Source organism: Salipiger pentaromativorans, from assembly GCF_024721115.1.
GTDB lineage: Bacteria > Pseudomonadota > Alphaproteobacteria > Rhodobacterales > Rhodobacteraceae > Salipiger > Salipiger pentaromativorans.
In genome coordinates, this window is sequence record NZ_JAMDHK010000017.1 from 14,560 (window position 1) to 38,585 (window position 24,026).

Annotated in this window: 27 protein-coding genes and 1 tRNA gene; 15 read left to right on the forward strand and 13 right to left on the reverse strand. The window is 68.0% G+C overall.

Annotated elements, in window-relative coordinates:
* Positions 1-29 precede the first annotated feature (29 nt).
* From M4578_RS20890 to M4578_RS20900, 3 genes are all read left to right on the forward strand, one after another.
* Positions 30-326, forward strand: coding sequence for a TraR/DksA family transcriptional regulator (locus M4578_RS20890; RefSeq protein ID WP_258095168.1), 297 nt, complete (start codon positions 30-32; stop codon positions 324-326).
* Between the two features lie 35 nt (positions 327-361).
* A complete protein-coding gene (locus tag M4578_RS20895) occupies positions 362-592 on the forward strand; it encodes a hypothetical protein (RefSeq protein ID WP_258095169.1) in 231 nt (76 codons plus the stop codon).
* A gap of 121 nt (positions 593-713) precedes the next feature.
* A complete protein-coding gene (locus M4578_RS20900) occupies positions 714-2,702 on the forward strand; it encodes an enoyl-CoA hydratase-related protein (RefSeq protein WP_258095170.1) in 1,989 nt (662 codons plus the stop codon).
* Between the two features lie 48 nt (positions 2,703-2,750).
* Here M4578_RS20900 and M4578_RS20905 read toward each other — a convergent pair whose 3' ends face one another.
* Both M4578_RS20905 and M4578_RS20910 read right to left on the reverse strand, forming a co-directional pair.
* A complete protein-coding gene (locus tag M4578_RS20905) occupies positions 2,751-4,004 on the reverse strand; it encodes a YwqG family protein (RefSeq protein ID WP_258095171.1) in 1,254 nt (417 codons plus the stop codon).
* Positions 4,005-4,206: 202 nt separating this feature from the next.
* Entirely contained in the window at positions 4,207-4,422 is a 216-nt protein-coding gene (locus M4578_RS20910; RefSeq protein WP_258095172.1) for a hypothetical protein, read from the reverse strand.
* Between the two features lie 126 nt (positions 4,423-4,548).
* On the opposite strand from M4578_RS20910, the gene M4578_RS20915 reads away from it, so the two are divergent.
* The gene (locus M4578_RS20915) at positions 4,549-4,809 is read left to right on the forward strand and encodes a DUF2312 domain-containing protein (RefSeq protein WP_207020608.1); all 261 of its coding nucleotides are present in this window, start codon (positions 4,549-4,551) and stop codon (positions 4,807-4,809) included.
* A 114-nt stretch (positions 4,810-4,923) separates the two neighbouring features.
* On the opposite strand, the gene M4578_RS20920 is transcribed toward M4578_RS20915, so the two are convergent.
* The gene (locus M4578_RS20920) at positions 4,924-5,805 is read right to left on the reverse strand and encodes a hypothetical protein (protein WP_258095173.1); all 882 of its coding nucleotides are present in this window, start codon (positions 5,803-5,805) and stop codon (positions 4,924-4,926) included.
* 84 nt (positions 5,806-5,889) lie between these two features.
* Here M4578_RS20920 and M4578_RS20925 point away from each other — a divergent pair, with 84 nt between their 5' ends.
* Positions 5,890-7,548, forward strand: coding sequence for an ABC transporter permease (locus M4578_RS20925; RefSeq protein WP_258095174.1), 1,659 nt, complete (start codon positions 5,890-5,892; stop codon positions 7,546-7,548).
* Positions 7,549-7,597: 49 nt separating this feature from the next.
* Positions 7,598-7,673: transfer RNA gene (locus tag M4578_RS20930), tRNA-Thr, on the forward strand.
* A 42-nt stretch (positions 7,674-7,715) separates the two neighbouring features.
* On the opposite strand, the gene M4578_RS20935 is transcribed toward M4578_RS20930, so the two are convergent.
* The gene (locus tag M4578_RS20935; protein WP_258095175.1) at positions 7,716-8,612 is read right to left on the reverse strand and encodes a LysR family transcriptional regulator; all 897 of its coding nucleotides are present in this window, start codon (positions 8,610-8,612) and stop codon (positions 7,716-7,718) included.
* An 85-nt stretch (positions 8,613-8,697) separates the two neighbouring features.
* Between M4578_RS20935 and M4578_RS20940 the strand changes: the two genes are divergently transcribed.
* The 6 genes from M4578_RS20940 to M4578_RS20965 are packed head-to-tail and all read left to right on the forward strand — an operon-like array spanning position 8,698 to position 14,631.
* Positions 8,698-9,837: an ABC transporter ATP-binding protein gene (locus tag M4578_RS20940; protein ID WP_258095176.1), complete on the forward strand. Its 1,140-nt coding sequence runs from the start codon at positions 8,698-8,700 to the stop codon at positions 9,835-9,837.
* The gene (locus M4578_RS20945) at positions 9,830-10,777 is read left to right on the forward strand and encodes a carbohydrate ABC transporter permease (RefSeq protein ID WP_258095177.1); all 948 of its coding nucleotides are present in this window, start codon (positions 9,830-9,832) and stop codon (positions 10,775-10,777) included. The genes M4578_RS20940 and M4578_RS20945 overlap by 8 nt, the downstream gene beginning before the upstream one ends.
* Positions 10,774-11,667, forward strand: a complete 894-nt coding sequence (locus M4578_RS20950; RefSeq protein ID WP_258095178.1) for a carbohydrate ABC transporter permease — start codon at positions 10,774-10,776, stop codon at positions 11,665-11,667. The genes M4578_RS20945 and M4578_RS20950 overlap by 4 nt, the downstream gene beginning before the upstream one ends.
* A gap of 35 nt (positions 11,668-11,702) precedes the next feature.
* Entirely contained in the window at positions 11,703-12,941 is a 1,239-nt protein-coding gene (locus tag M4578_RS20955; RefSeq protein WP_258095179.1) for an ABC transporter substrate-binding protein, read from the forward strand.
* Positions 12,942-13,000: 59 nt separating this feature from the next.
* The gene (locus tag M4578_RS20960; protein WP_258095180.1) at positions 13,001-13,855 is read left to right on the forward strand and encodes a phosphodiesterase; all 855 of its coding nucleotides are present in this window, start codon (positions 13,001-13,003) and stop codon (positions 13,853-13,855) included.
* The gene (locus M4578_RS20965; RefSeq protein ID WP_258095181.1) at positions 13,855-14,631 is read left to right on the forward strand and encodes an HAD-IIA family hydrolase; all 777 of its coding nucleotides are present in this window, start codon (positions 13,855-13,857) and stop codon (positions 14,629-14,631) included. The genes M4578_RS20960 and M4578_RS20965 overlap by 1 nt, the downstream gene beginning before the upstream one ends.
* 62 nt (positions 14,632-14,693) lie before the next feature.
* Here M4578_RS20965 and M4578_RS20970 read toward each other — a convergent pair whose 3' ends face one another.
* Both M4578_RS20970 and M4578_RS20975 read right to left on the reverse strand, forming a co-directional pair.
* Positions 14,694-16,220 carry a cryptochrome/photolyase family protein gene (locus M4578_RS20970; protein ID WP_258095182.1) on the reverse strand — a complete coding sequence of 509 codons (1,527 nt, stop codon included), beginning with the start codon at positions 16,218-16,220 and terminating at the stop codon, positions 14,694-14,696.
* Between the two features lie 38 nt (positions 16,221-16,258).
* Positions 16,259-16,369, reverse strand: coding sequence for a DUF2256 domain-containing protein (locus M4578_RS20975; RefSeq protein ID WP_258095183.1), 111 nt, complete (start codon positions 16,367-16,369; stop codon positions 16,259-16,261).
* A 77-nt stretch (positions 16,370-16,446) separates the two neighbouring features.
* Here M4578_RS20975 and M4578_RS20980 point away from each other — a divergent pair, with 77 nt between their 5' ends.
* A complete protein-coding gene (locus tag M4578_RS20980; protein ID WP_258095184.1) occupies positions 16,447-16,848 on the forward strand; it encodes a DUF2177 family protein in 402 nt (133 codons plus the stop codon).
* Positions 16,849-16,854: 6 nt separating this feature from the next.
* On the opposite strand, the gene M4578_RS20985 is transcribed toward M4578_RS20980, so the two are convergent.
* Genes M4578_RS20985 through M4578_RS21005 form a run of 5 tightly spaced genes read right to left on the reverse strand, consistent with a single transcriptional unit; the run spans position 16,855 to position 21,519 of the window.
* Complete coding sequence (locus M4578_RS20985) at positions 16,855-17,556, reverse strand: hypothetical protein (protein WP_258095185.1); 702 nt, start codon at positions 17,554-17,556, stop codon at positions 16,855-16,857.
* On the reverse strand, positions 17,553-18,290 hold the full coding sequence (locus M4578_RS20990; protein WP_258095186.1) for an SDR family NAD(P)-dependent oxidoreductase: 738 nt from the start codon (positions 18,288-18,290) through the stop codon (positions 17,553-17,555). The genes M4578_RS20985 and M4578_RS20990 overlap by 4 nt, the downstream gene beginning before the upstream one ends.
* The gene (locus M4578_RS20995) at positions 18,283-19,455 is read right to left on the reverse strand and encodes an SAM-dependent methyltransferase (RefSeq protein WP_258095187.1); all 1,173 of its coding nucleotides are present in this window, start codon (positions 19,453-19,455) and stop codon (positions 18,283-18,285) included. Before M4578_RS20995 ends, M4578_RS20990 begins: the two co-directional genes overlap by 8 nt.
* Complete coding sequence (locus M4578_RS21000) at positions 19,448-20,236, reverse strand: DUF1365 domain-containing protein (RefSeq protein WP_258095188.1); 789 nt, start codon at positions 20,234-20,236, stop codon at positions 19,448-19,450. The genes M4578_RS20995 and M4578_RS21000 overlap by 8 nt, the downstream gene beginning before the upstream one ends.
* Positions 20,233-21,519: an NAD(P)/FAD-dependent oxidoreductase gene (locus tag M4578_RS21005; RefSeq protein WP_258095189.1), complete on the reverse strand. Its 1,287-nt coding sequence runs from the start codon at positions 21,517-21,519 to the stop codon at positions 20,233-20,235. The genes M4578_RS21000 and M4578_RS21005 overlap by 4 nt, the downstream gene beginning before the upstream one ends.
* A gap of 127 nt (positions 21,520-21,646) precedes the next feature.
* Between M4578_RS21005 and M4578_RS21010 the strand changes: the two genes are divergently transcribed.
* Together M4578_RS21010 and M4578_RS21015 are read left to right on the forward strand one after the other, a co-directional pair.
* Positions 21,647-22,192: a sigma-70 family RNA polymerase sigma factor gene (locus M4578_RS21010; RefSeq protein ID WP_258095190.1), complete on the forward strand. Its 546-nt coding sequence runs from the start codon at positions 21,647-21,649 to the stop codon at positions 22,190-22,192.
* A complete protein-coding gene (locus tag M4578_RS21015; RefSeq protein WP_258095191.1) occupies positions 22,189-22,860 on the forward strand; it encodes an anti-sigma factor in 672 nt (223 codons plus the stop codon). The genes M4578_RS21010 and M4578_RS21015 overlap by 4 nt, the downstream gene beginning before the upstream one ends.
* Before the next feature lie 32 nt (positions 22,861-22,892).
* On the opposite strand, the gene M4578_RS21020 is transcribed toward M4578_RS21015, so the two are convergent.
* Positions 22,893-23,438, reverse strand: a complete 546-nt coding sequence (locus M4578_RS21020) for a GNAT family N-acetyltransferase (protein ID WP_258095192.1) — start codon at positions 23,436-23,438, stop codon at positions 22,893-22,895.
* Between the two features lie 312 nt (positions 23,439-23,750).
* Entirely contained in the window at positions 23,751-24,023 is a 273-nt protein-coding gene (locus M4578_RS21025) for a hypothetical protein (RefSeq protein WP_258095193.1), read from the reverse strand.
* Positions 24,024-24,026 lie beyond the last annotated feature (3 nt).

Genomic DNA, 24,026 nt, shown 5'->3' on the forward strand with positions numbered 1-24,026 from the left:
TGTCATACGAAAAATACAGATCCGTGCTAATGAAACGGTTGGAGGAGCTGGGTGCGCGGCTTGAGGGAATCGAGGATTCGCTCGATGCGCCGCGTCCCAAGGACTGGGAGGAGAGCGCGGTCGAACGCGAAGGGGACGAGGTTCTGGAGAGCCTCGGCGCCAGCGGCCAGGCCGAGATCGCCCGGATCAAGGCAGCGTTGCAGCGCATGGACGAAGGCGAATACGGCTATTGTCTGAACTGCGGCGACGCGATTTCCGAAGCCCGGCTCGAGGTGCTCCCCGAGGCGCCGCTCTGCGCCGCCTGTGCTGGCGGCGCCAAACGTTAGGCCGGGGTTCTCCCGGCCCCGATGAGAGGAGGACCATGCAGATGATCGAAGCCCTGAAAACCCGGATTGCCGAACTCGAGGCCGAACTGGCCCGGGCGGCAAGCGTTGGTGGCGGAACCGCCTATGAAGAGCTGATGGACGATCTCGAACGCCATGTGGAAGAGCTCGAGGCGCGCGGCGGCGATGTGCCGAAAAGCGCCCTGGCGTTGGTGCGCCCGGCAGGAGACGACGAGGTCGAGGACCAGTTCGACAATATGCCGATCTGAGGCCGTCCGGCTTCCATTCTTGCCATATCCGCGTGTTTCACGTCTAATACCGCAAAATCGCGCGTAAAAAGCGCGAAAACCTGAGGTGTCGGCCCTGTGGCCGGCTTGCGGGGGCGGGCAGATGGCAGAGGCGCGGGACGCGGTCGAATATTCCTTGCAGGACGGGGTCGTCTGGCTCGCCGTGGCGTCCGCGCTGACGCCGGCGGTGCGCAAGGAGGTGATGACGGCGCTCGACCGAGCCGCCGAAGACGCCGGCGCCCGCGCGGTGGTGATCCAGGGGCAGGGCGCAGGGTTTCCCGCCGGCGCCGATCTTGCCGAGCCCGGCACGGCGCTTCCCGGCCCGACCATTTCCGATCTTTGCGCCCGGATCGAGGCGTTTGCGCTGCCGGTGGTGGCCGCGCTGCACGGGCTCGTGCCGGGCGGCGGGCTGGAGATCGCCCTGGCCGCGCATTACCGTGTGGCCCATGGCGCGGCGCGGCTGGGGTTTCCGGAGGTCAAGCTCGGCCTGATCCCGGGCGCCGGGGGAACGCAGCGGGTGCCGCGCATGATCGGCGCCGGGGCGGCGCTCGACATGATGCTCGGCGGCGCGATGATCCCGGTCGGCCGGCCTCCGGCGCGCGGCCTGGTCGATGTCGTGGTCGAGGGCGATCTGCGGGCCGGAACCGAGGCATTCGTGGCCGCGCTGCTGGCCGAGGGGAAGGGCCCGCGCCGCAGTTCGGAGATGCGGCAGGGGTTTGCCGATGCCGTCGGGTATCAGCAGGAGGTCGCGCGCCGCCGTTCCAGCCTGGCGCAGCAGCCCGAGCTGGCGCCGCGCGAGATCGTCGCGGCGGTGGAGGCGGCGATGCTTCTGCCCTTCGAGGCGGGGCTCGCCTTTGAAAGCGATGCCTATGAAACCTGCCTGGGCTCGGACCAGTCCCGCGCGCTGCGTGGCGTGTTCCTGGCCGAGCGGCGGGCACCGCGCTTCGGCGTGCCCGCGACCGTTCCGCTTCCCGATCTCAAACGGGTGACGGTGCTGGGAGGCGGGCCGCTGGCGGCGCAGATCGTGTTTGCCGCGCTGAACGCCGGGCTCGGGGTGAACTGGGGCACGCGCGATCCGGTCCGGCTGCGCAGCGGGGTGCCGCAGGTGCGCGATGCCTTCCGGCAGCGGGTTGCGCGCGGCGGGCTGACGGAAGCACAGGTGCAGGAGCGCATGGCGCTGCTGCGCGTGGGAGACAGTGCCGAGATGACCGGCGAGTCCGACATGATCCTGCACGCGGCGCGGGGGCAGGGCAACGTGCCCGCCCCGCACGATGTGGTGCGGGCGGTGGCATTCCCGGGCCGTGTCGAGGCGCTGGGTTTGCGTTTCGCGCAGCCGGTTTATTCGGCCCGGCTGATCGAGGTGATCTCGGGGCCATCGGTGACGCCCGAGCAGCTCGCGGCGGCGCTGGCGCTGGCGAGGGCGCTGGGCAAGGTGGCGGTCAGGGTGCGCTCCACCGGCAAAAGCCTGGGCGGGCGGCTCATGGTGGCCTGTCAGCGGGCGGCCGATGCGCTGGTGGATGCGGGGCAGGATCCTTACGAGATCGACCGCGCCTTCCGCGACTGGGGCTGGTCCCGCCCGCCGTTTCAGAGCCGCGACCAGATCGGTCTGAACGATTTTGCCGAGCAGCCCCGGGCCGAGGGCGCGCAGAACTGGTCCGCGCTGCTGGTCGAGCAGGGCCGGACCGGGCGGGCCGCCGGAAAGGGTGTCTATGACTGGTCGTCCGATCCTGGGCATCCCGGCGAGGACGCGGCCCTGCGCGCTCTGGTCGAGGGCGTCCGCGCGCCTGCGGCGCCGATGCCGCACGACCTGATTCGCAAGCTGGTTCTGGGCGCGATGGCCAATGAGGGGCTGCGCATGCTGTCCTCGGGCATGGCGGTGCGCAGCTCGGACATCGACTTGGTGTCGGTGCTGGCGCTCGATCTGCCGCGCTGGCGGGGCGGGCCCATGCATCTGGCCGGGGTCATGGGGCTGCTGTCGGTACGGCGCGCGCTGGAGGGGTTCGACCATCCCGACCGCGCCTTCTGGACGCCCGAGCCGCAATTCGCCGAGCAGATCAAGAATGGCGGCGGCTTCGACGATCTGACCGGCTGACACGCCGGCCGGCCGCGAAACCGCCGGTTTCGCCGCGCGCCGCGTGTCCTAGCTGGAGCGCAGCAGCAGGAAGCATGTCTCCCACGCGCCTTCGGCCAGATCGGATTTGCGGATCCAGAACTGGAGCTTGCCCATATCGCCCCACATCCACAGGAAAGAGCTGTTGAGCTCCAGCAGCAGCGTTGCGTCCTCGCGCAGCGCCTCGCTCACGGGGTTGATGTTTCCGTCGGCATCGACGCCGCAGAACATGTCATGGCCCTTCGGCGGGTATTTGAGCCGCGCGAGATCGCGCCAAAGTCCGGCACGAACGGTGTCGGGCAGGGCGGCAAAATCCGCATCCGAGCCGGTGATCATAGATTCATAGGCGCGTTGCGTGGCCCTGCCGTGATACCAGTAATAGGCGACATCCATATGCCCGCCCTTGCCGGGGCGATCATTGTGGCTGCCGACAAAACCTGACCTGATTTTCAACTCGTCAAGGACCGCCTTGATCTCGTCGAGGTCGTCCATCAGCGCCGCGCCGTTTTGCGGGCCGATGGCGGTGTTGAGGTCGCTGCGGTCCACGCGATCCAGCCAGGCGCCGATTTTCGTCTCGATCAACGGGCGCTTGTCGCGAAGCGCCTTCTCTTTCGCGGGCGTGTTCTCTTTTTTCGCATAGACGGTCTTCAACAGCCGTTCCTGGCTTGCGACCCCGGCCAGCACCTCGCGGCAGATGATCTCGACCGTGCGCCACAGGATCTCGGCCGGATCGGCGGGTACGTCGAAATCCGGCCGATAGGGAGAGTAGGTCGGTCCCGCTGCCCAATGCCGATGGACCTGATCCCGAAGAGTCTCCGATGTCGCGTCCAGTGCGCTGAACGCCACCGCGATTCTGTCGAATGTGCTGGGCGGGGTCTGTGGGTTTCCGCCGGGATAGTGATATTGCCAGTTCGTCCCGAAAACGGGATCCGCATCGGCGGGCAGCGGGGTGTCGTCTTGCGATGCCTGCGGAAAATACAATACGGCACAGGGCCAGTGGATCTCGCCGAAGTCCGCATGAGTTTTCGTTCTGTCCGGCTGGTCGAACCGGGTGTCGGCAAAGAACGCAAGATGGCCCTCTTGCGGGCTTCCGGGAAGACGTGCGGCCTGTGCCACCATCGACAGGTCGAGCTGCGCGAGGAAATGCAACGGCTTGCCATCGTCTCCCCTCGGCCAAGCGACGCCCGCGCCCAGCCGCGGCAGCCCGCCATACCAGGAGCGGACCGCCGGCCATTCGGAGTCTGCGGTACGACCGGTCGGGGAGATAAGCGAAATCTGAGCCATGGTTAGTGTCCCGTTCGAAACCTGAAACAACACCTCAACCGACATGGAACCCGCGACAGCGAAGCGTGTGGAGTTGGAGGGGCTTCTTTATCGAACATGCGGCCTCGGCACAGCCACGCGTTGTGCCCGGTTTCCGGTATGGGTCGCTCACACATACCGTCGGTCGGCGAAAGAGGCGCGCGCGCGGTGGGCGGCGCGGGGCTTAGCCCAGGAAGATGCCGATGATCACCATCATCAGGCCAAGCACCGACAGCATCAGCGCGCCCATGTTCAGCGGCACCGCCTTGCGCACCACCTCACGCAGCGCCTCGTCCGAAAGGCCCGCCCGGCGCGCGCGCCAGACCTTGGCGATGCTCCAGAACAGACCGCCGAGTCCCAGCGCCGAAACCAACGCGCCCAGCCAGATCAGCCATTCCATCGGGTCCGTCCCCCATTCGCTGCAAACGGGGCTTCGCGTAATCCATCGGCGGTGCTGCCGCAACCCCTTGATGGGAACGCGCCGCTTGGGATACTCAAAGCGCGATACCGGCAGGAGATAAAAACGATGCAAGACGAAGGATCGAGCAACAGCTACGGCGTTGCCGCGGGCGAGCTGCGCAGCTTCATAGAGCGCTTCGAGCGGCTCGAGATGGAGAAGAAGGAAATCGCCGACCAGCAGAAAGAGGTGATGGCCGAGGCCAAGGGGCGCGGCTACGACACCAAGGTCATGCGCAAGGTCATCGCCCTGCGCAAGCGCGACAAGGACGACATCGCCGAGGAAGAGGCGGTGCTTGAGATGTACAAGGCCGCGCTGGGAATGGAATAACGCCAAGCGGGCGCGAGCGCCGTTCGGCAGAGGGCTCCTGGCCCTTGCGACGCGGGCGGTCCGGTCTTCCGGGCCGCCTTTGCTTTTGCGGGCAAAGCGGCGCCGCCGGGCAGTCTAGGGGGTGATCAGCTTGACGCCGGGCATCTGGCCGATCTGCCAGACATCCTCGTCGTACAGCTCTGTCAGCATGTCGACATAGGTGTCGTCCCATCCCGGCAGGTCCAGCTCTTCCTCGATCGCGTCGTCCAGCGCGTATTTGTCGAGGAACGCCGTCATCACCCGGCGTTTCTGCGCCTCGTTGACCGTCGGGTTCTCTTTCAGGAAGATGCGAAAGCGCGTCATGCCCTCGGCGCTGATGATCTCGGAGAAGATGTCGAAGGAGCCGATGATCTTGCGGGTCATCTCGATCCCCGCCATCTCGCGCAGGATCTCGCCCCAGATCAGCGGGGTATCCTCGTTGCACCAGACGGTGATCGGCATCGACGGCAGTTCGGCCTGGATCCGGCGGATCATGTCGGACCAGCGCAGATGCATCGGATCGACACCGCAGAGCAGCTCTTCGAAACTCTGGACCGGAGAGGCCCGGAGCAGCGCCGGCAGGAAGGTCGCAAAATCCCGCAGCCCGACGAAAAGTTCGATCTCGTCACCCGGAAACAACCGCTGCATCGCCGCCAGCCGTTGTTCCAGCCTGCGGTAGAGCCGCCCGCCCACCAGCACCAGCTTGGGCACCGACAACAGTTTCTCGTGGCTCAGGATGAGCCGATCCACTTTGTCCGGATCGTCGTCCAGGATCGCGTCGAGCAACACCTCGCGCGCCTCGGCGGCAGGCTGGTTGTCGCCGAGATTGTTGATCGCGTCGGACAGCAGGTTGCGGTAGCGGCTGGGCCCCGGGATCGACACGCCGTCCTTGCGGAAGTCGTCGGCGTTGCGCAACAGCCCCTTCAGCAGCCGGTCTTCGTCTGTACAATGGACCCCGATGTGAAGACTGATCTGCATCGCCCGCTCTTTTGATTGGCCTGCCGCTGCACTATAAGCGCTTTCGCCGCGAGGAAAACCGCAATCACCCGAGAGGACAGCGATATGAGCCTGGCAGACCACAGCTCCCGCAGGCCGGTATCGGGCCTGCGCTGGCCAAGCCCCTGGTCGGCGGGGGCGGCGCTGATCGCCGCCGTTGTGGTGGCGCCGATCCTTGCGGTGATCTGGATCGCGCTGTTTCCGGCGCAGAATATCTGGCCGCATCTCGTCTCGACCACGCTGCCGCGCTACGTGACCAACACGCTGGTGCTGATGTTCGGGGTCGGCGGGCTGGCCGGGGCGGTGGGCTCGGGCGCCGCCTGGCTGATCTCGCGCTACGAGTTTCCGGGGCGGCGCTGGCTGGAATGGCTGCTGCTGCTGCCGCTGGCGATTCCGGCCTATGTGGGCGCCTATGCGCTGGTGGATTTCCTGGAATACGCGGGCCCCGTGCAGACGACGCTGCGTCAGCTCTTCGGCTGGCAGACCGCGCGCGACTACTGGTTCCCCGAGATCCGCTCGATGGGGGCGGCCATCGTCGTTCTGGCCGCGGCGCTGTTCCCCTATGTCTATCTGCTGGCGCGCAACGCCTTCCGCGAGCAGTCGGGCTCTTCGGAGGAGGTCGCGCAATCGCTTGGGGCAGGGGCGTTTGGCCGGTTCTGGCGCGTTGGCCTGCCGCTGGCGCGGCCCGCCATCGCCGCCGGCATGGCCATCGTGATGATGGAATCGGTCAATGATTTCGGCACGGTCGATTATTTCGCCGTGCAGACCCTGACCACCGGCATCTTCTCGGTCTGGCTGCAAAGCAACAACGCGGGCGGGGCGGCGCAGATCGCGTCCACCGTGCTGGCGCTGGTCATCCTGCTGGTGCTTCTCGAGAAAAGCTCGCGCCGCCGGATGCGGTTTTTCAACCTCTCCACGCGCCACCGCCCGGTGGCGCGCAAGGCGTTGCCGGCGCGCTCGGGCTGGCTGGCGACGCTGGCCTGCCTTCTGCCCTTCGCCATGGGCTTCGTGCTGCCCGCCGGGGTGATCCTGACCCATGCGCTGCGCAACGCGGCCAACTGGGCCGAGCCCGCGCTTTGGGAGGCGGGGCTACACACGCTTCTGGTCTGCGGTCTTGCGGCGGTGCTGACGGTGCTGGGCGGGGTTTTCCTGGTCTATGGCGTGCGCCTTTCCGGCAAGCAATTGCCGAGGCTCCTGCTGCCGGTCACCACCATCGGCTACGCCGCGCCGGGCGCGGTGCTGGGGGTGGGGATCCTGATCCCGCTCGCCGGGTTCGACCATGCACTGGCGGATACGGTCGAGGCGGTGACGGGGTTCGACATCGGGTTGATCCTCACAGGATCGGCCTTTGCGCTGGTGCTGGCCTATTTCGTGCGGTTCTTTGCCATCGCGCAGGGCGCGGCGGATGCGGCGATGGGGCGGGTCTCGCCCAATCTGGCGCTGGCGGCGCGGTCGCTGGGGCGCAATCAGGGCCAGACGCTGGCCGAGGTCTATTACCCGCTGATCCGCGCCTCCATCGCCTCGGCGCTGCTTCTGGTCTTTGTCGATTGCGTCAAGGAGCTTCCGGCGACGCTGCTGCTGCGCCCGTTCAACTACGAGACGCTGGCGACGCGGGTGCATGAGCAGGCGTCGTTGGAAAATCTGGGCGACGCGGCGCCGGCGGCAATGCTGGTGATCGCGGTGGGGCTGGCGGCGGTGGGGCTTCTGGCGCGGGCGAACCGCTAGATAGCGCTTGCACAGGACGGGGCCGCTGTCATATCCCTTGCGCCACGGTGCCCCTATAGCTCAGCTGGTAGAGCAACTGATTTGTAATCAGTAGGTCCGCGGTTCGAGTCCGTGTGGGGGCACCAGCTTTGATCGGCCTAACGCGCGACTGCGGTGCCTACCGTTCCCTAGCTCTGCTCCGGCTCCAGCGCGAAGAAGGCGTTGCTCAGCGGCACCGAGGTGGTCCGTAGGGCAAAGACATAATCCGAGCGTTCGCGGCTCATCTCCCGGCAGGGGAGCTGCCGCAGACCCGCCTGCCGGCTGGCGCCCTTGCTCCACATAAACCCCACGCCAAGATCGTGGCTGACCGCATCCAGCACGCCGTCGCGCGTGTCCATCACGATCGACGGGCGGGGCGCGATCCCGGCGCTGCGGAAGCCCTCGTCGACCACCCGCTGCGTCGAGCTGCCGGCGGTGCGGAAAATCAGCCGGTCCGCCGCCAGCTCGGCACAGCCGACCATCGGCCGCCCCGCCAGCGGGTGCTGCGGGTGGACAATGGCCACAACCGACTGGCTCTGGATCTTGCGGCGGCGAAAGCGGTCCTGTTTCGGCGGCTCGGGCAGCACCGCGACATCCACGCGCCCCTCGCCCACCGCCTCGACGATCCGGCCCCAGCTGCCCATCTCGATCTTCACCTCGACCCCCGGAAAGCGGCTTCGGAAGGCCCGGATCAGCGCCATGCCCGGCAGCGGCTGGCCGAGGCCCACGCGCAATTCGCCATCCGCCATCGTCCGGTGGCGGCGCAGGGTTTCCGCGATCTTCAGACTGCCGTCCTCGATCTCGCGCGCCGTGCTGTAGATCTGCCGGCAGAGCGCCGTGGGGATCATGTCATTGGCGCTGCGCCGGAACAGCTCTGCTCCCAGCGCGCGTTCCAGATCGCGCACCTGCTGGCTGACGGTGGCCTGCGACACGGCCATGCGCCGCGCCGCGGCCGAGAAACTGCCGGTTTCCGTGACCGCGTTCAGCGCCCGGAGGCGCGAGAAGGTCAGCGCCGAGACGGGATTTTTCGGGGGCAAGCCTTTCATGCGGTCCTCATAGGCATTGCCTGTAACTGTAACATGACTGTCGCAGAGACTTCCTATGAGGGCCGCATCCTATGCGAGAGGCCCCATGGCGACCCTGGAATTGAAAGACATCACCAAATCCTTTGGCGACACCGATATTCTGCGCGGCGTCAGCCTGGAGATCGCGGATGGCGAGTTTCTGTCGCTGGTGGGGCCGTCCGGCTGCGGTAAGTCCACCCTGCTGCGAATCCTCGCGGGGCTGGAAAGCCAGAGCGCGGGTTCGGTCCATATCGGTGAGGCCTGCGTGGACGGGCGGCGCGCGGCCGACCGCGACCTCGCCATGGTGTTTCAGAGCTATGCGCTTTACCCGCATCTGACCGTGGCCGAGAACATCGCCGTGCCGCTGACCATGCGCCGGCTGCGCCGCGCCGACCGCCTTCCGCTGATGGGCGCGCTGATGCCGGGCGTCCGCCGCCGCCGCGCCGACATCGTGCGCACCGTGCGCGAGGCCGCCGAGATTCTGGACATCGCGGCGCTGCTCGACCGCAAGCCGGGGCAGCTTTCGGGCGGGCAGCGTCAGCGCGTGGCGCTTGGCCGGGCGCTGGTGCGCGATCCGGCGGCTTTCCTGCTGGACGAGCCGCTGTCGAATCTCGATGCCAAGATGCGCGTCCATATGCGGGCCGAGATCGCGCAGCTCAACCGCCGCCTCGGCGCCACCTTCGTCTATGTGACCCACGACCAGGCCGAGGCGATGACCATGTCCGACCGCATCGCGGTGATGATGGACGGGGAATTGCTTCAGGTCGGCACGCCGGACGAGCTTTACGACGATCCGGCCGACATCCGGGTTGCGCGGTTTATCGGCTCGCCCGCGATCAACCTGCTGCCGGTCGAGACGGACGGCGCCGGGGTGATCCGGCTGACTGGACGCGCGACCGTGCTGCGCGCCGGGCCCGTGCCGGTTGCCTATCTTGGCATTCGGCCCGAGGCACTGGAACCCTGCGACCGCGATCCGCTGCTCTCGGGCCGGGCGCGGCTGGTCGAGAATCTCGGATCCGACCTCTTCGTCCAGCTCGACGTGCCCGAGATGCCCGAGACGGTGACGGTGCGTCTGCCCTCCGACGCCCGTGGCAAGATCGCCGCCGGAGATCTGATGCACCTGAGGGTGCGTCCGGACCGGGTGCGCGGCTTCGACAGCATGGGCCTTGCCGCCCCGTTCGGCGCCGAGGCCCTCGCCGATGCCTGACACCCCGCGCCTCAACCGTCCGGAACACCGGCAGGCCCGCGCCGGGAGTGCGCTGATCGCGCCGGCCGTCCTGCTGCTGCTTGTGATCCTCATCCTGCCCGTCGCCGTCGCCGCCATCCTGTCCTTCAGCGATTACACGCTGGGTCGCAGCGGCATCGGCTGGGTGGGGCTGAAGAACTATGCCGACATCTTCACCCGGTCGAGCTATCGCAAGATGATCACCGCCACGGTGCTGTACGTGCTGGTGACGGTCCCGGTTTCGGTGGCGCTCGGCCTCGGGGCGGCGCTGTTGATCCGGTCGGTCAGGATCGGCGCCAGCTTCTACCGGACCGTCTATTTCCTGCCCGTCATGGCCTCGCTTCTGGCCATGGCCATCGTGTGGGAATTCGCGCTGCACCCCTCGCTGGGTCTGGTGAACCGCACGCTGGCGCAAGGCTGCGGCACATGGCTGGAGGGCTGGCCCTGGTTCGCCCGGGGCTGCGCCGAGGGGTTCCCGCTATGGCTCTCGGATCGCGATTATGCGCTCTGGACGCTGGCCTTTATCGGCATCTGGCAGAGCTTCGGCTTCAACATGGTGCTTTACCTCGCCGGCCTGACCTCGGTCCCGCGTGACCTTTACGCCGCGGCCGAAATGGACGGGGTGCGCAGCGGCTGGGCGCGCTTCCGCCTGATCACCTGGCCGATGCTGGGCCCGACCACGGTCTTTGTCGTCACCATCTCCACCATCCGCTCCTTTCAGGTCTTCGACACGGTCGAGGCGCTGACCCACGGCGGTCCGGCCAAGTCCACCTATGTGATGATCTACGCGATCTACGAAAAGGGCATCGCCCAGAACCTCGTCGGCATGGGGGCGGCCATCACGGTGCTATTCCTCGGCTTCGTGATGCTGATCTCGGTCGCGCAGCGGCGCTTTGTCGAACGGAAGGTGCATTACGCATGACCCATCGCTTCTCGGCCCGTCAGACCCTAATCCACGCCATCCTGATCCTCGGCGCCCTGATCGTGCTGCTGCCCTTCTACGTCATGCTCGCCACGGCGCTGAAATCTCCGGTCGAGATCGCCTCGGGCACCGGCGGGCTCTTTGGCGCGCAGGCGCCCATGGTGAGCGAGGATTGTCTGATGCAGGGCGGCGCCGAGGCCGCCTGCCTGACACGCCCCGTCCTCGACAACTTCCGGCAGGCTTTCACCAAGGCGCCGCTCTGGCGCTACATGCTGAACGGGGTGATCGTGACCGCCGCGATCTTCCTGTTGCAGACGCTGATCGCGGTGCCCGCGGCCTACGCGCTGGCCAAGCTGAAGTTCTGGGGCCGCGACGCCGCCTTCGCGCTGGTGATGTTCTGCCTGCTGATCCCGGTCCACGCCATCGCGCTGCCGCTCTATCTGATGCTGGCGCATCTCGGCCTCACCAACAGCTATGCGGCGCTGATCCTGCCCTGGATCGTCTCGGCCTTCGGCATCTTCCTGATGCGGCAGTTCTTCCTCACCGTGCCCGACGATCTGATCGACGCCGCCCGCATGGACGGCATGGGCGAATTCGCGATCATCTGGCGCGTCATGCTGCCCACCGCCATTCCCGCTTTGCTGGCTTTCGCCATCTTCTCGGTGGTGGCGCATTGGAACGATTATTTCTGGCCGCGCATCGTTATCACCGGAGACCGCAGCCTCTTCACCCCGCCGCTCGGCCTGCGCGAGTTCAAGGGCGATCTCGACGGCACGTTCTATGGCCCCATGATGGCCACGGCGCTGGTCATCGTCACCCCGCTCGTCGCGGCCTTCCTGGTGGCCCAACGACGCTTCATCGACGGCATCACCCTCACCGGCATGAAGTGACCATCCTCCCCTCCCGACCAAACAAGGACTCCCCCATGAAACGCCTTCTTTCCACGGCCGCCGCCGTGTCCCTTCTGGCGCCCGCCGCCCATGCGACCGAGATCGAGGTCGCCTATGCCTATGCCTCGCTGTTCGACCCGACCTTCGCGCAGATCATGCAGGCCTTCGAGCAGGCCCATCCCGACATTCAGGTGACCTTCCGCGCCACCTACGAGGATTACGAGGATGCCACCAACACCATCCTGCGCGAAGCGGTGGCGGGCACCGTGCCGGATGTCTCGTTTCAGGCGCTGAACCGCCAGCAGATCCTTGTCGAGCGCGGCATCGCCCAGCCGCTCGATCCCTTCATCGCCGGTGAGGACGGTTTCGAGACCGAGGGCTATCACAAGGCCATGCTCGACCTGTCGCGCTTCGATGGCGCGATCTACGGGCTGCCCTTCTCGGTCTCCACGCCCATCGGTTTCTACAACATGGACCTGCTGCGCGGCGCCGGCATCGAAGAGGTGCCCACGACCTGGGACGCGGTCATTGCCGCCTGCAAGGCGGTCAACGCCGCCGGGCATGAGGCGCTTTACTGGCACTGGGACATCTCGGGCAACTGGATGCTGCAAACCGAGATGTGGAGCCAGGGTGTGCCGATGATCCGCGACGGCAAGCTCAACATGGACAATCCCGAGGGGCTGCGCGCGCTGGAAACCGCGCAAAGCATCTTCAGCGACTGCGAAATGAAGAACACCGGCGGCGGCGACGCCTCCAAGGCCTTCGCTGCGGGCGAGCTCGGCATGTTCTTCAGTTCCACCGCCTATGTGAGCTTTGTGGACCGCGCCAAGCTCGGCGAGTGGGACTTCGTGACCGCCCCCTATCCGGGTCTCGACGGTGCGCCGCAGGCGCTGCCCGCCGGTGGCAACGCCGCGATGATGACCTCCGCCTCCGACGACCCCGAGGTGCGCGCCGCCGCCTGGGAGTTCATCAAGTTCACCACCTCGGGCGAAGGCGCTGCCGCCGTGGCGCTGACCACCGGCTATGTGCCGCCGAACCAGAAGGCGAACGCGCTGCTGATGGAGGATTTCTACGCGCAGAACCCCAACAAGATGACGGCCGTCGATCAACTGCCGCTGCTGTCGGAATGGTTCGCCTATCCCGGCGATAACGGGTTGGCGGTGACGCAGATCATCCATGACAGCCTCGAGGCGATCCTCGTGGGCGATGCCGACGACATGGAAGAGCTGCGCGACGAGATGGTCGAGGAGGTCAACGCGCTGCTGCCGCGCTGACCCCTTTCCCCGGCGCGGCGGCTGCTCCTCCGCCGCGCCCTCTTTCCAAAGGATATGCCATGATCCCCGCTCTTCGCTTCGCCATCCTGACCGATCTGCATTTCGTGCCCGAGGGGCAGACGCTTTACGGCTTCGATCCGCGCGCCTGCCTGGCGCGGGCACTGGCCTTTCTGAAAACCCTGCCACGGGTCGATTTCCTGCTGATCGCCGGGGATCTCGCCGACCGGGGGGAGCCGGGCGCCTATGACAGTCTGCGCAAGGCGCTGGCGGATCTGCCCGTTCCGGTGATTTTTATGCTGGGCAACCACGACAGCCGGGGAGCCTTTCGCGCCGCCTTCCCGGATGCGCCGAATGACGGCAACGGCTTTGTGCAGGGACTGCATGTCTACGATCAGGCGAGCCTGATCACCCTCGATACGCTCGACGAGGACGAACCGGGCCATCACGGGCGGCTCTGCGCGCAGCGGCTCGCCTTTCTCGAAACCGCGCTGCGCGAGGCGCCTGCCGACAGGCCCGTGCTGCTCTTTCAACACCATCCGCCGATGGATCTGTCGATCCCGCCGATGGATGCGATCCGGCTGCGCGACGAGGATGCCGAGCTGGCGGCTTTTGCCCGCGCCGGGCGGCGGCCCGATTATCTGTTCATGGGGCACATCCACCGCCCGATCACCGGCCTGTGGCGAGGCATTCCCTATCATGTCCAGCGGGCGCTGATGCATCAGGTGCACCACGCATTCGACCAGCCGGGACGGATCATGGGCGCGGTGGAAGCGCCGGATCTGGCCTATGTCACCGTTGCCGGCGGCGATCTTCTGATCCACGACTGTTCCTTCACCTATGACGGGCCGGTGTTCGATCTGGAATCCCCCGAAGCCGCCGCCGTCGCCACCCCTGCCGATCTTGCGGCCCATTGATGCGGCTCGACGATTACGACGCCATCCTCTGCGATCTCGACGGCTGCCTGATTTCGGGCGATGTCGTGCTGCCGGGGGCGGAGGCGCTGCTGGCGCGCGCCGGAGCGCGCCTGACGGTGCTGAGCAACAATTCCACCGACACCGCCGACACGCTGAGCGCCCGGCTGGACGCTTTGGGGCTGGCGGTGCCGCCCGACCGCATCGTCTTGGCGGGGATCGCGGCGGTGGCGCATCTGGCGGCCTCTCCCGGCGCGCGGGTGCGGATGTTCGCAAGCCCGGCGCTCCGGGGGCATGCGGTGGCGACCGGGCTGGCCGAGGACAGCGCGGCGCCGACCCATGTGCTTCTGGCCAGGGATCTGGGCTATGGCTATGCCGAGCTGCACGAGACGCTTCGCCTGCTGTCCGGGGGCGCCCGGCTGGTCGTGGCCAACCCCGATGCCAGCCATCCGGGCCCCGACGGCCTGCCGGTGCCCGAGACCGGCAGCTTCCTCGCCGCGATCCTCAGCGTGCTGCCGGATCTGGCCTATGACGTCATCGGCAAACCGGAACCGGGTCTCTATCGCCGGGCGCTGAGCCGCTATGCGAGGCCGCCGCGCAAGGTTCTGGCCATCGGCGACAACCCCCTGACCGATGCGGAGGGGGCCGCGCGCCTCGGGTGCGATTTTGTGCTGGTCGGCCCGCAGGCGCCCCGCTGGCGGGATCTGGAAGCCTATCTGGCCAGCGCAACGGCCCCGCGTTCAACGCAATCCGCTGTGCAGCGGGTCCGGGGTGGCTGACGGGTGCCCCTGCGACCGTCTCCGCCGCAGATCCCGGTGCGGGGCAGGGGCCCCAGAGCGGCCTACCAGTCGTCCCCGTCGAGGAAGGCCCGCGCCGAGCGCATGATTGCCGCGCGCTCTTCGGGATCCTTCTTCGCGAGGTTGCCATAGATCAGCGACATGCGCCGGTTGTCGCGCAGCTTGTCCTCGTTCTCGATCAGGAAGTTCCAATAGAGGTAGTTGAAGGGGCAGGCGTCGGGGCCGGTCTTCTGTTTCAGATCGTAGCGGCACCTGCCGCAGTAATCTGACATCCGGTCGATATAGGCGCCAGAGGCCGCATAGGGTTTCGAGCCCAGGCGTCCGCCATCCGCATGCATCACCATGCCATGCACATTCGGCAGTTCGACCCAGTCGAAGGCATCCGCATAGACCGCGAGATACCATTCCTCGATCTGACGCGGTGCGATCCCGGCCAGCAGCGCGAAATTGCCAGTGACCATGAGCCGCTGGATATGATGCGCATAGGCGTTGCGCCGCGTGGTGCCGATGACCTCGGCCATGCAGCGCATGTCGGTCTCTCCGCCCCAGTACATCCAGGGCAGATCGCGCCCGGCGTTCAGAAAGTTGCTGTCGGCATAGCCCGGCATTTCGGTCCAGTAGATGCCGCGCACGAATTCGCGCCAGCCGAGGATCTGGCGGACAAAGCCCTCGACCGCGTTCAGCGGCGCCTGCCCGTCGCGCCACGCCGCCTCGGCGCGTTCGCAGACCTCGGCGGCGGTCAGCAATCCGATGTTGAGATAGGGCGAGATCAGCCCGTGGAAGAGGAAATCCTCTCCCGCCTTCATGGCGTCCTGATAATCGCCGAAACAGGGCAGGGCGTCGGAGATGAAATGGCGCAGGGCGCGCAGCGCATCCGCCCGCGTCACCGCCCAGCCGAACCCGTCGAGATCGCCGAAATTCCCGCCGAAGCGGTCGGCAACCAGCGTCAGAACCTCCTGCGTGACCGCATCGGGGCGAAAGCGCATCCGGTGCGGCAGGTCGAGTCCTTTGGGCAGGCGCTTGCGGTTCTGCTTGTCGAAATTCCAGGTGCCGCCCGCCGGGCCGTCACCTTCCATCAGCAGACCGCTGCGGCGGCGCATCTCGCGGTAGAAATACTCCATCCGTCCGGTCTTGTTGCCCGCCGTCAGCGCGGCGAAATCGCTCCGCGAGCAATAGAAGCGGTCGTCGTCGCGGATCTCGACCGGCAGGTCGAGGTCGCTTTCCCAGTCGCCCATCCTCTCCCAGACGCGCCACTCGCCCGGTTCGGTGGCGATGATCCGCTCCGGGCGGTGCCGCGCCACGGCACGGGCCAGCTCGCCCGACAGGCTGTGGCTGTTCTCGGGGTCGTCCAGCGGGACATAATCCACCGTCACGCCGCGCTCGCGCAGCTCCGCCGCGAAATGGCGCATCGCGGACAGGATCAGCGCGATCTTCTGCGGGTGATGCGGCACATAGGTGGTCTCGTCCCCGACCTCGGCCATCAGCACCACATCGCCCTCGGCCAGATCGGCCAGCGAGGCGAGGCCGTGCGTCAGCTGGTCGCCCAGGACGGGTCGCAGGGTGCCCGTCATCGCGCGCCCTTCGCCGTTCGCCGGCAGCGCTCGGAGCACTATTTCACCGCCTCCCAGTCGCGCGCCCATTTGCGGCGCCAGAGGAAGGGGCGCCCGCAGCAGGCGCAGGTCTTTGAGGGCAGCTCGGATTTGCGGCGCATGCGGGTCATGGGCGGGAAGATCCGCGAAGAGGGTGCAACTTTCCGGCGTACCATCCCGTATCTTCCGCAAAGAACGGAGGACCGATATGCAGATCCTGACGCTTTACGGGGCCACGCTGGCGCTGTTTCTCATCATCGACGTGATCGGCATCAGCACGATCATCAAGCCGGTGTTCGAACGCCATGTCGGCGACATGCTCGCCGACCCGCTGCGGCTGGGGCCGGCGGCGGCCTTCTACCTCTTCTATATCGCGGGGCTGCTGTATTTCGTTTCGGTTCCGGCACTCAATGCGGGCCGTCCGGCGCAGGCGCTGCTGGGCGGGGCGTTGCTGGGGCTCATGTGCTACGGCACCTATGAGTTCACCAATCTCGCCACGCTGCGCGGCTGGTCGTTTCAGCAGGTGCTGATCGACACAATCTGGGGCGGGCTGCTGACCGGAGGTTCGGCCTGGGCGGGGGTCTGGATCGCGCAGAAACTGCATGGCTGAGGCGGGTCAGGCCGAGCGGGGCCGCAGTGCCAGCGCGGCCAGAAGGACAAGCAGCGCGGCGCAAAGCGCGATCACCGGCAGGTTGCGCACCGGCAGGTTGGCGAGGATCACGCCGCCAAAGGCCCAGCCCACGGCGGCGGCATAGCTCAGCGCGCGCGGCCGGTGCCACAGCACCAGCGCCGCGATGGCGCCCAGCCCGGCGAGCAGCAGCAGCGCGGCGGCTTGCGGGCTCATCACGCCATAGCCGCTGAGCGTCGCGGCCACCGCCACGGCGCCCGCCGCCGTCAGCCACCCGGCGTAGAGCCCCACCGGCGCCCCGGCCCAGGGGCTGCGCGGCGCGCGCAGCAGGGCGTCGGTCGCGGCGGCGGCCATGAAGATGATCATCACCGTGGCCGCCAGCGGCGCGCTGTTCGCCACCGCGATCCAGAACACGCCCAGACCCAGGCTCACCGCCAGCGGCAGGCGCATCGCCTGCCACTCCGCATCGCGCCGGTGACGCCAGAGCCCGTAGCCCGCCCCCGCGATGAGCAGCAGAAAGATCGGCCCCCAGATCGCGAAGGCGGCGGGCAGGGGCTGCGCGGGCCAGAAGGCATGCACCAGCGGGAACTGTACCGGAGACAGCCCCGCGAACCCGCCGCTCAACCCCGGCGAAAGCGCAAAGCCCAGGCTCAGCACCAGCACCAGCAGGGCGCGCCCCGCGCCCCTCATCGCACCAGCCGCGCGGTCAGGCGCAGCGACAGCCCGTAGGACATCGACCGCAGCAGTTTCAGCGGCCAGGTGAGACGGCGGGGGAAATGCACCTCGAAGCGCCGCCCGTCCAGCCCGCGCAGGATCCGCCTCGCGGCCTCGTCGGGTTGCAGAAGGCCGGGCATGGCGAAATCGTTCCTCTCGGTCAGCCGCGTGTCGACGAAACCGGGGCTGATGAGGCGCACCGCGACCCGTGGCGCCAGCTCGGCCCGCAGGGTTTCGGCGAGGTTGATCACCCCGGCCTTGCTGGCGGAATAGATCTGGCCCTGCGGCAGCCCGACATAGCCCGCCACCGATCCGGTCAGCACAAGATCGCCGCCGTCACGCAGCAGCGGCGCGGCGGTCCGGGCGAAGTGGAAGGCGCCGGTCAGGTTCACAGTGACGATCCGGGCGGCGGTCTCCGGGTCGATCTCGGTCACCTTGCCGGGGTCGTAGAGCGCCGCCAGCGTGATCGCCTTGTCGAGCGGCCCGCCCTCGGCGATGCGCGCGGCGGCACGGGCAAGGCTCGTCAGATCCGCGACATCGACGGGCACCACCTCGGCGCGGCCGATCTCGTCTGCCAGCGCCAGAAGCGCCTCTTCCGACCGGGCCGACAGCACCAGCCGCGCGCCGCGCGCCGCATAGGCCCGCGCCAGAGCCGCGCCGATCCCCTGCGAGGCGCCGGTGATCCAGATCCGTTCCGTAGGATCAGGCATGCGCCAGCCGGTATTGATAGACATCCGTGCGGCCGGATTCGAAACCGGCGATGCAGGCGGCCAGATAAAACCGCCAGACCCGGATGAAACCGTCGTCGAAACCCAGCCCGCGCACCTCGGGCAGCCGCGCCTCGAACCGGCTCAGCCAGTCGCGCAGGGTGCGGGCGTAGTCGAGACCGAACCCGTGTGCGTCCTCGATCCGCAGCCCGGCCTTGCCCGCCAGCTCGCGAAAGACATCGGGCGAGGGCAGCATGCCGCCCGGAAAGATGAAGCTGCGGATCATGTCGCCGCCCGCGCGGTAACGGTCGAAATAGCGGTCGCCCACGGTGATGGTCTGCACCATGGCGCGGCCCTTGTCCGACAGCACATGCGCCAGCTTTTCGAAATAGACCGGCCAGAAGCGTTCGCCCACCGCCTCGAACATCTCGATCGAGACCACATGATCGAAGCGCCCGTATTCGTCGCGGTAATCCTGCAGGGCGATCTCGGCATTGCGGCCCAGTCGGTCGCGGGCAAAGCGCGCCTGTTCATGCGACAGCGTCAGCCCCTTGGGCGCGAAATCCCCGCGTTGCAGGGCGCGTTCGGCAAAGCCGCCCCAGCCGCAGCCGATTTCCAGCACCCGGCCCGAGCGGCTTTCCAGCCCGTCGATGATCCGGTCGTATTTGCGGGTCTGCGCCGCCGCGAGCGGATCGGGGGCCGCCGCATCCTCTGGCGCGTAGATCGCCGAGGAATAGGTCATCGTCTCGTCGAGCCAGAGCCCGTAGAACGCATTGCCCAGGTCGTAATGGGCCGAGATATTGCGCCGCGACCCGCGCCTGGTGTTGCGGTTGAACAGATACAGCGCGCGGATCATCAGCGCCTGCAGCGGGCGACCGTACAGGAACGGCTCCAGCGCCGCTTCGTTGCGCAGCCCGAAGATCAGGAAGGCGGTCAGATCGCTGCTGTCGCACCAGCCGTCGCGATAGGCTTCGGTCAGGCCGATGTCGCCCCGCGCGGCGGCGGCCACAGCCGTGCGCCAGTCGCTGATGGTGAGATCCGCCTCGGGGCCGGGAGTCTTTCCCTCGTAGACTCTGATCTTGCCGTCGGGTGTGGTCAGGGTCAGCCGCCCGCAGGAGATCCGGTCGAGGCAGTGCAGCAGCTTGGTTTCGATCTGGCGTTCAAACATCCTGTCTCACCCCGTCATTCGCCTCGGACACCGTCTGGGCGAGTTGCCTGGGTTTAGAATTAAATCGAACCCCGCGCAGAGCAAGTTTCAATGCCTGCCAATGGATCAGCGCAATCACCTTTTGCGCCTGAAACGCATGGCGCCACTGCGCCCGCGCCAGCCGCCCCGCCGTCAGCGGGCGCGCCGGGCCTGCCATAGAGGTTTGCAGCTTCACCTCGCCGCCCTCGCCGATCCAGTCGACCCAGGCGCCAAACCTGTCGGGGCCGGGATCGAAGCGGAACACATAGCGCCCCTCGCGCGGCAGGAAGGGCGAGACGTGAAAGATCTTCTCCCCCGAAATCCGGTCCGACCGCCCGATGGGCCGGTTGTCCGCGTGGCGGCAGAGGTAGAAATGCCGCTCGCCGAAGGTGTTGGAGACCTCGGCCAGCACCGCCCGCAGCCCCCGGCTGTCGCGCGCCAGCCAGAAGCTCACCGGGTTGAAGCCGTAGCCGGGGCTGCGCGGCAGGGTCACCAGCGTGACCTCGCAATGGCCGAGCCCCGCCGGATCGAGCTGCCCGGCGATAAAGCGGCTCAGCGGCTGCCCGTCGCGGTGGCCGTAATCGCGGGGACGGACCGACCAGAGCCCGCGCGCGTCGGGGCGGATCGGCAGCGCGCCCGCCTCGAACCGGGCGACCGGCAGGGCGAGGCAGGTCACGCTGTAGCGGAAGTCGCGCCGCACATCGCCCGAACGGGCATGCCAGACCCGGCAGTCCAGCAGCGCGCCATTCCAAAGGTCGGTCATTCCGCCGCCTCGAGCCATTGCGAGGGCGCGGGCCGTGGCGGCGCCTCCGCCGCCCAGGGGTCGGCGCCGAGCGGCCAGTCGATCCCCATGGCCTGCGCCACCCTCAGGGCCGACAGCACGCCATCCTCGTGAAAGCCGTAGCGCGTCCAGGCCCCGGCGTAGTAAACGCCGCCGCGGCCCTGCAGCGCCGGCAGGCGCGCCTGCGCCGCTAGCGTCGCGGCATCGAATTGCGGGTGATGCAGCACCGCCTCGTCATGGATGTCGCGCGGCTCGGTCTCGGGGTTCAGCGTCACGATCAGCGGGCGGTCGGTGTCGAGCGGTTGCAGCCGGTTCATCCAGTACGACAGGCTGATGGGCCGGTCGCTCAGCAGCTGCGGCGCCTGCGTGACATAGTTCCACGACGACCAGATGCGGCGACGTTTCGGCATCAGCGCGGTGTCGGAATGCAGCACCATGCGGTTGGCCTCGGTGCGGAAGGCGCAAAGCATGGCCCGTTCCTGCGCATCGGGCCGGTCGAGCAGGCGCAGGGCCTGCGGCGCATGCGTGGCCAGAACCACCCGGTCGAAGCGCTCGGGACCGCGCGGCCCCACCACCGTCACCCCGGTGCCGTCGCGCAGGACGCGCTGCACCGGGCTCGACAGCCGGACCTCGGCTTTGGTGGCGCGCAGAAGCGCCTCGACATAGCGCGCCGAGCCGCCGCGCACGGTCAGCCACTCGGGCTGGTCGTTCACCGTCAGCAGCCCGTGATTGTCGAAGAAGCGCACGAAAGAGGCGGCGGGAAAATCCAGCATGTCACGGGTCGGCGTCGACCAGATCGCGCCCGAGATCGGCATCAGAAAGCGGTCGCGGAATGCGCTGCCCAGCCCCAGCCGGTCGATCAGCGCGCCGATCGAGCCCGCGTCCTCCGCATGCGCGGGCGCCTGGCGGAAAAACCGCAGGATGTCGCGGATCATGCGCCAGTGTCCGGGATCGGTGAGCAGGCGCGGCTGGGCGAACATGTCGCGGAGCGTCGTGGTGCCGAATTCCAGCGCCCCGCCGCCGAAACTGGCCGCAAAGCTCATGTCGCTCGGCGCGAGATCCACGCCCAGATGCTCCAGCAGGGGGATGAACAGCGGATAGGTGCGGCGGTTGCAGACGATAAAGCCGGTATCGACCGCGACATCGCCCACCTGCGCCGTGCGGGCATGACCGCCGGGGCGCGCCCCGGCCTCGAAAAGCGTCACCTCGTGATGCGGTGCCAGCAGCCATGCCGTTGCCAGCCCGGAAATGCCGCTTCCGATCACGGCGGTTTTATTGCCCCTGGTTGTCACCCTAACCTCGCTCTGCCATTGTCACATCCGAAGTTACGAAGGCCGCGCCGAAAGAGTTGCGCGCGCCTGCAGAAAAACATCGCGGATCTGTTCACGCCCCATGACCGACGAGACCGAAGAGCTTTCGGCCCTGCTGGCCCGCGTGGCGCTGCGCGACCGCCGTGCCTTTCAGCGGCTCTACGATGCCGCCGCGCCGCGGCTCTTCGCGATCTGCCTGCGCATGCTCAAGGACCGTTCCGAGGCCGAAGACGCCTTGCAGGAGGTGTTTGTGCGGATCTGGCACAATGCCGGGCGCTACCGGCCCGAGCGCGGCAACGCCATGGCCTGGCTGAACACGGTGGCGCGCAATCACGCCATCGACCGGCTGCGCAGCGCCCGCCGTGGCGCGTTGGGGATCGAGGTCGCCGAGGTCGTGGCCGATCCCGGCCCCGGCCCCGAGGCCAGCGCGATCAGCCGCTCGGAAACCCGCCGGATCGAGGATTGCATGTCCACGCTCATGCCCGACCGGGCCGAGGCGGTGCGGCTGGCCTATCTCGACGGGGCGAGCTATCTTGAACTCTCGGAACGCTACGCGATCCCGCTCAACACGCTCCGCAGCTGGCTGCGCCGCAGCCTGCTGCAACTTCGCCGGTGCCTGACGCCATGACCGGATTGACCGAAGACGATATTGCGCTCGCCGGAGAATACGCGCTGGGCGCGCTGCCGCCCGAAGAGCGGGCGGCGCTGTCCCGCCGCGCCGAGACCGACCCGGCCTTTGCCGCCGAGGTCGCCGCCTGGGAAACCGCGCTCGACCCGCTCAATGCCGAGCTGCCCCCTGTCGCGCCGCCTCCGGCCGCGTGGCGCGGGCTTGAAAAGCGGCTGTTCCCGACCGCCGAACGGCCCGCCTCGCCCTGGCGCTGGCTGGCCGCCGCCTCGGGCCTGTCGGCAGCGGTTCTGGCGGCAGTGCTGTGGCTCGGGCAACCGGCGCCGCCGCGCCCCGAGGCGCTGTGGATTTCCGACATGGCCTCGGAAGACGGGTCGGTGCGGGTGGCGGCGCTCTACGATGCGGCACGCGGCGAGATGCGTGTGTCCATGGGCGGCGCCGGGCCGGGCGCGAACCGGGATTTCGAGCTCTGGCTGCTGGGCCCCGATGGCGGCGCCGTCTCGCTCGGCCTGCTGCCGCGCGACGGGCAGGCCGCCATGGCCATCCCCGAGGGGCTGCGCGGCGCCATGGCCGCCGCGACCCTCGCCATCACCGACGAGCCCGAGGGCGGTGCCCCGGGCGGTGTGGCCACCGGCCCGGTGATCGCCACGGCTGTGTTGCGCCGGATCTAGCAGGCAGCTTTCGAGCGCCTGTCGAACGCCCGTCAGGCGGATGGCGGCGGCACGTCCAGCGCAAGCCAGCGCGCCCGGGACATCCGGTACTCCCGGCAGGGGTGGCTGCATGCCTCGGCGTGGAAGAACCGCCGCCGGGTGTCCGGCGCCGGGACAAAGCCCAGACGGCGGAGCAGGGCGGCGGAGTTCGTGTTGTCCTCGCGGCAGGATGCGATCAGATCGGGGGCAGGGGTGCGGAAATAGAGCGGCAGGAGGTGGCGCAGCGCGCGGCTCATATGCCCCTGGCCCTGATACGGGGTGTCGAGCCAGTACCACAGGGTTGCCCCGAGGCTCAGGCAGCCGATCAGCGCGCCCCCGGCCTCCAGCGCGCGCACGTTCTGCGCGGGGTCGGCGGCGTAATCGAGCAGTTCCCGCGCGTCCGCCTCGGTGAAGGGCGCCCGGATCGCCGCCAGCCAGCGGGCGATGCCGGGGGTGCCGAGCTGGTGCATCAGCGCCGGGCCGTCCGCCGCCGTCAGCGGGCGCAGCCGGACCGCGCCGGCGCTCAGCGTTTCGGGCAGGAGAGGCGGCGCGATCGGCATGGCAGAGCGTCGTCGATGCGGCATGTGCGATTCGCTGCGGGGCGGCATTCCGGCTGTGCCGTCGCAGCATGAGATGGCGGGGCGAAACACATTTTTACGTCCTTCCTCGGACGGCGTAACAGAGGTTTACGATTTCCCCGTCCTTGGGAAAGTCTCGGTCAGAAATTCATGTATTTCAAAGGTTTTTTATTGCGTGCCCGAGGCGCGGAACTAGCCTGTTGCGACCGGCGACCACCGCATGGGGCACAGATGACCAGCCTTCCCGAGCCAGCCAGAAGAGACCGCCAGGCGCCCCGAGGCGCCCTGCGGCGCCTAGTGCCGGGCGGTGCTTTTCTGCGGGCCGGGAAACTGCTCCCAGATCGCCGAGAGGTCGCTGGCAAGCCTGTGATGGACCTGCCGGAGCAGCCGCAGGCGCTGCTCGTCGGGCAGCGCGTCGAGCGCCAGCCGGGCCGCGCGCAGGTCTTCGGGCGCGGCGCTGCGGCAGGCGCGCTCTGCCGCTTCCGTCGTGGGATCGGTCGCGCCGAGCTCGCTGCGGCAAAGCGCGGCGAGCGTCTCGAAGAAGCGTTTGTCGGTGGGGTCGAACATGCG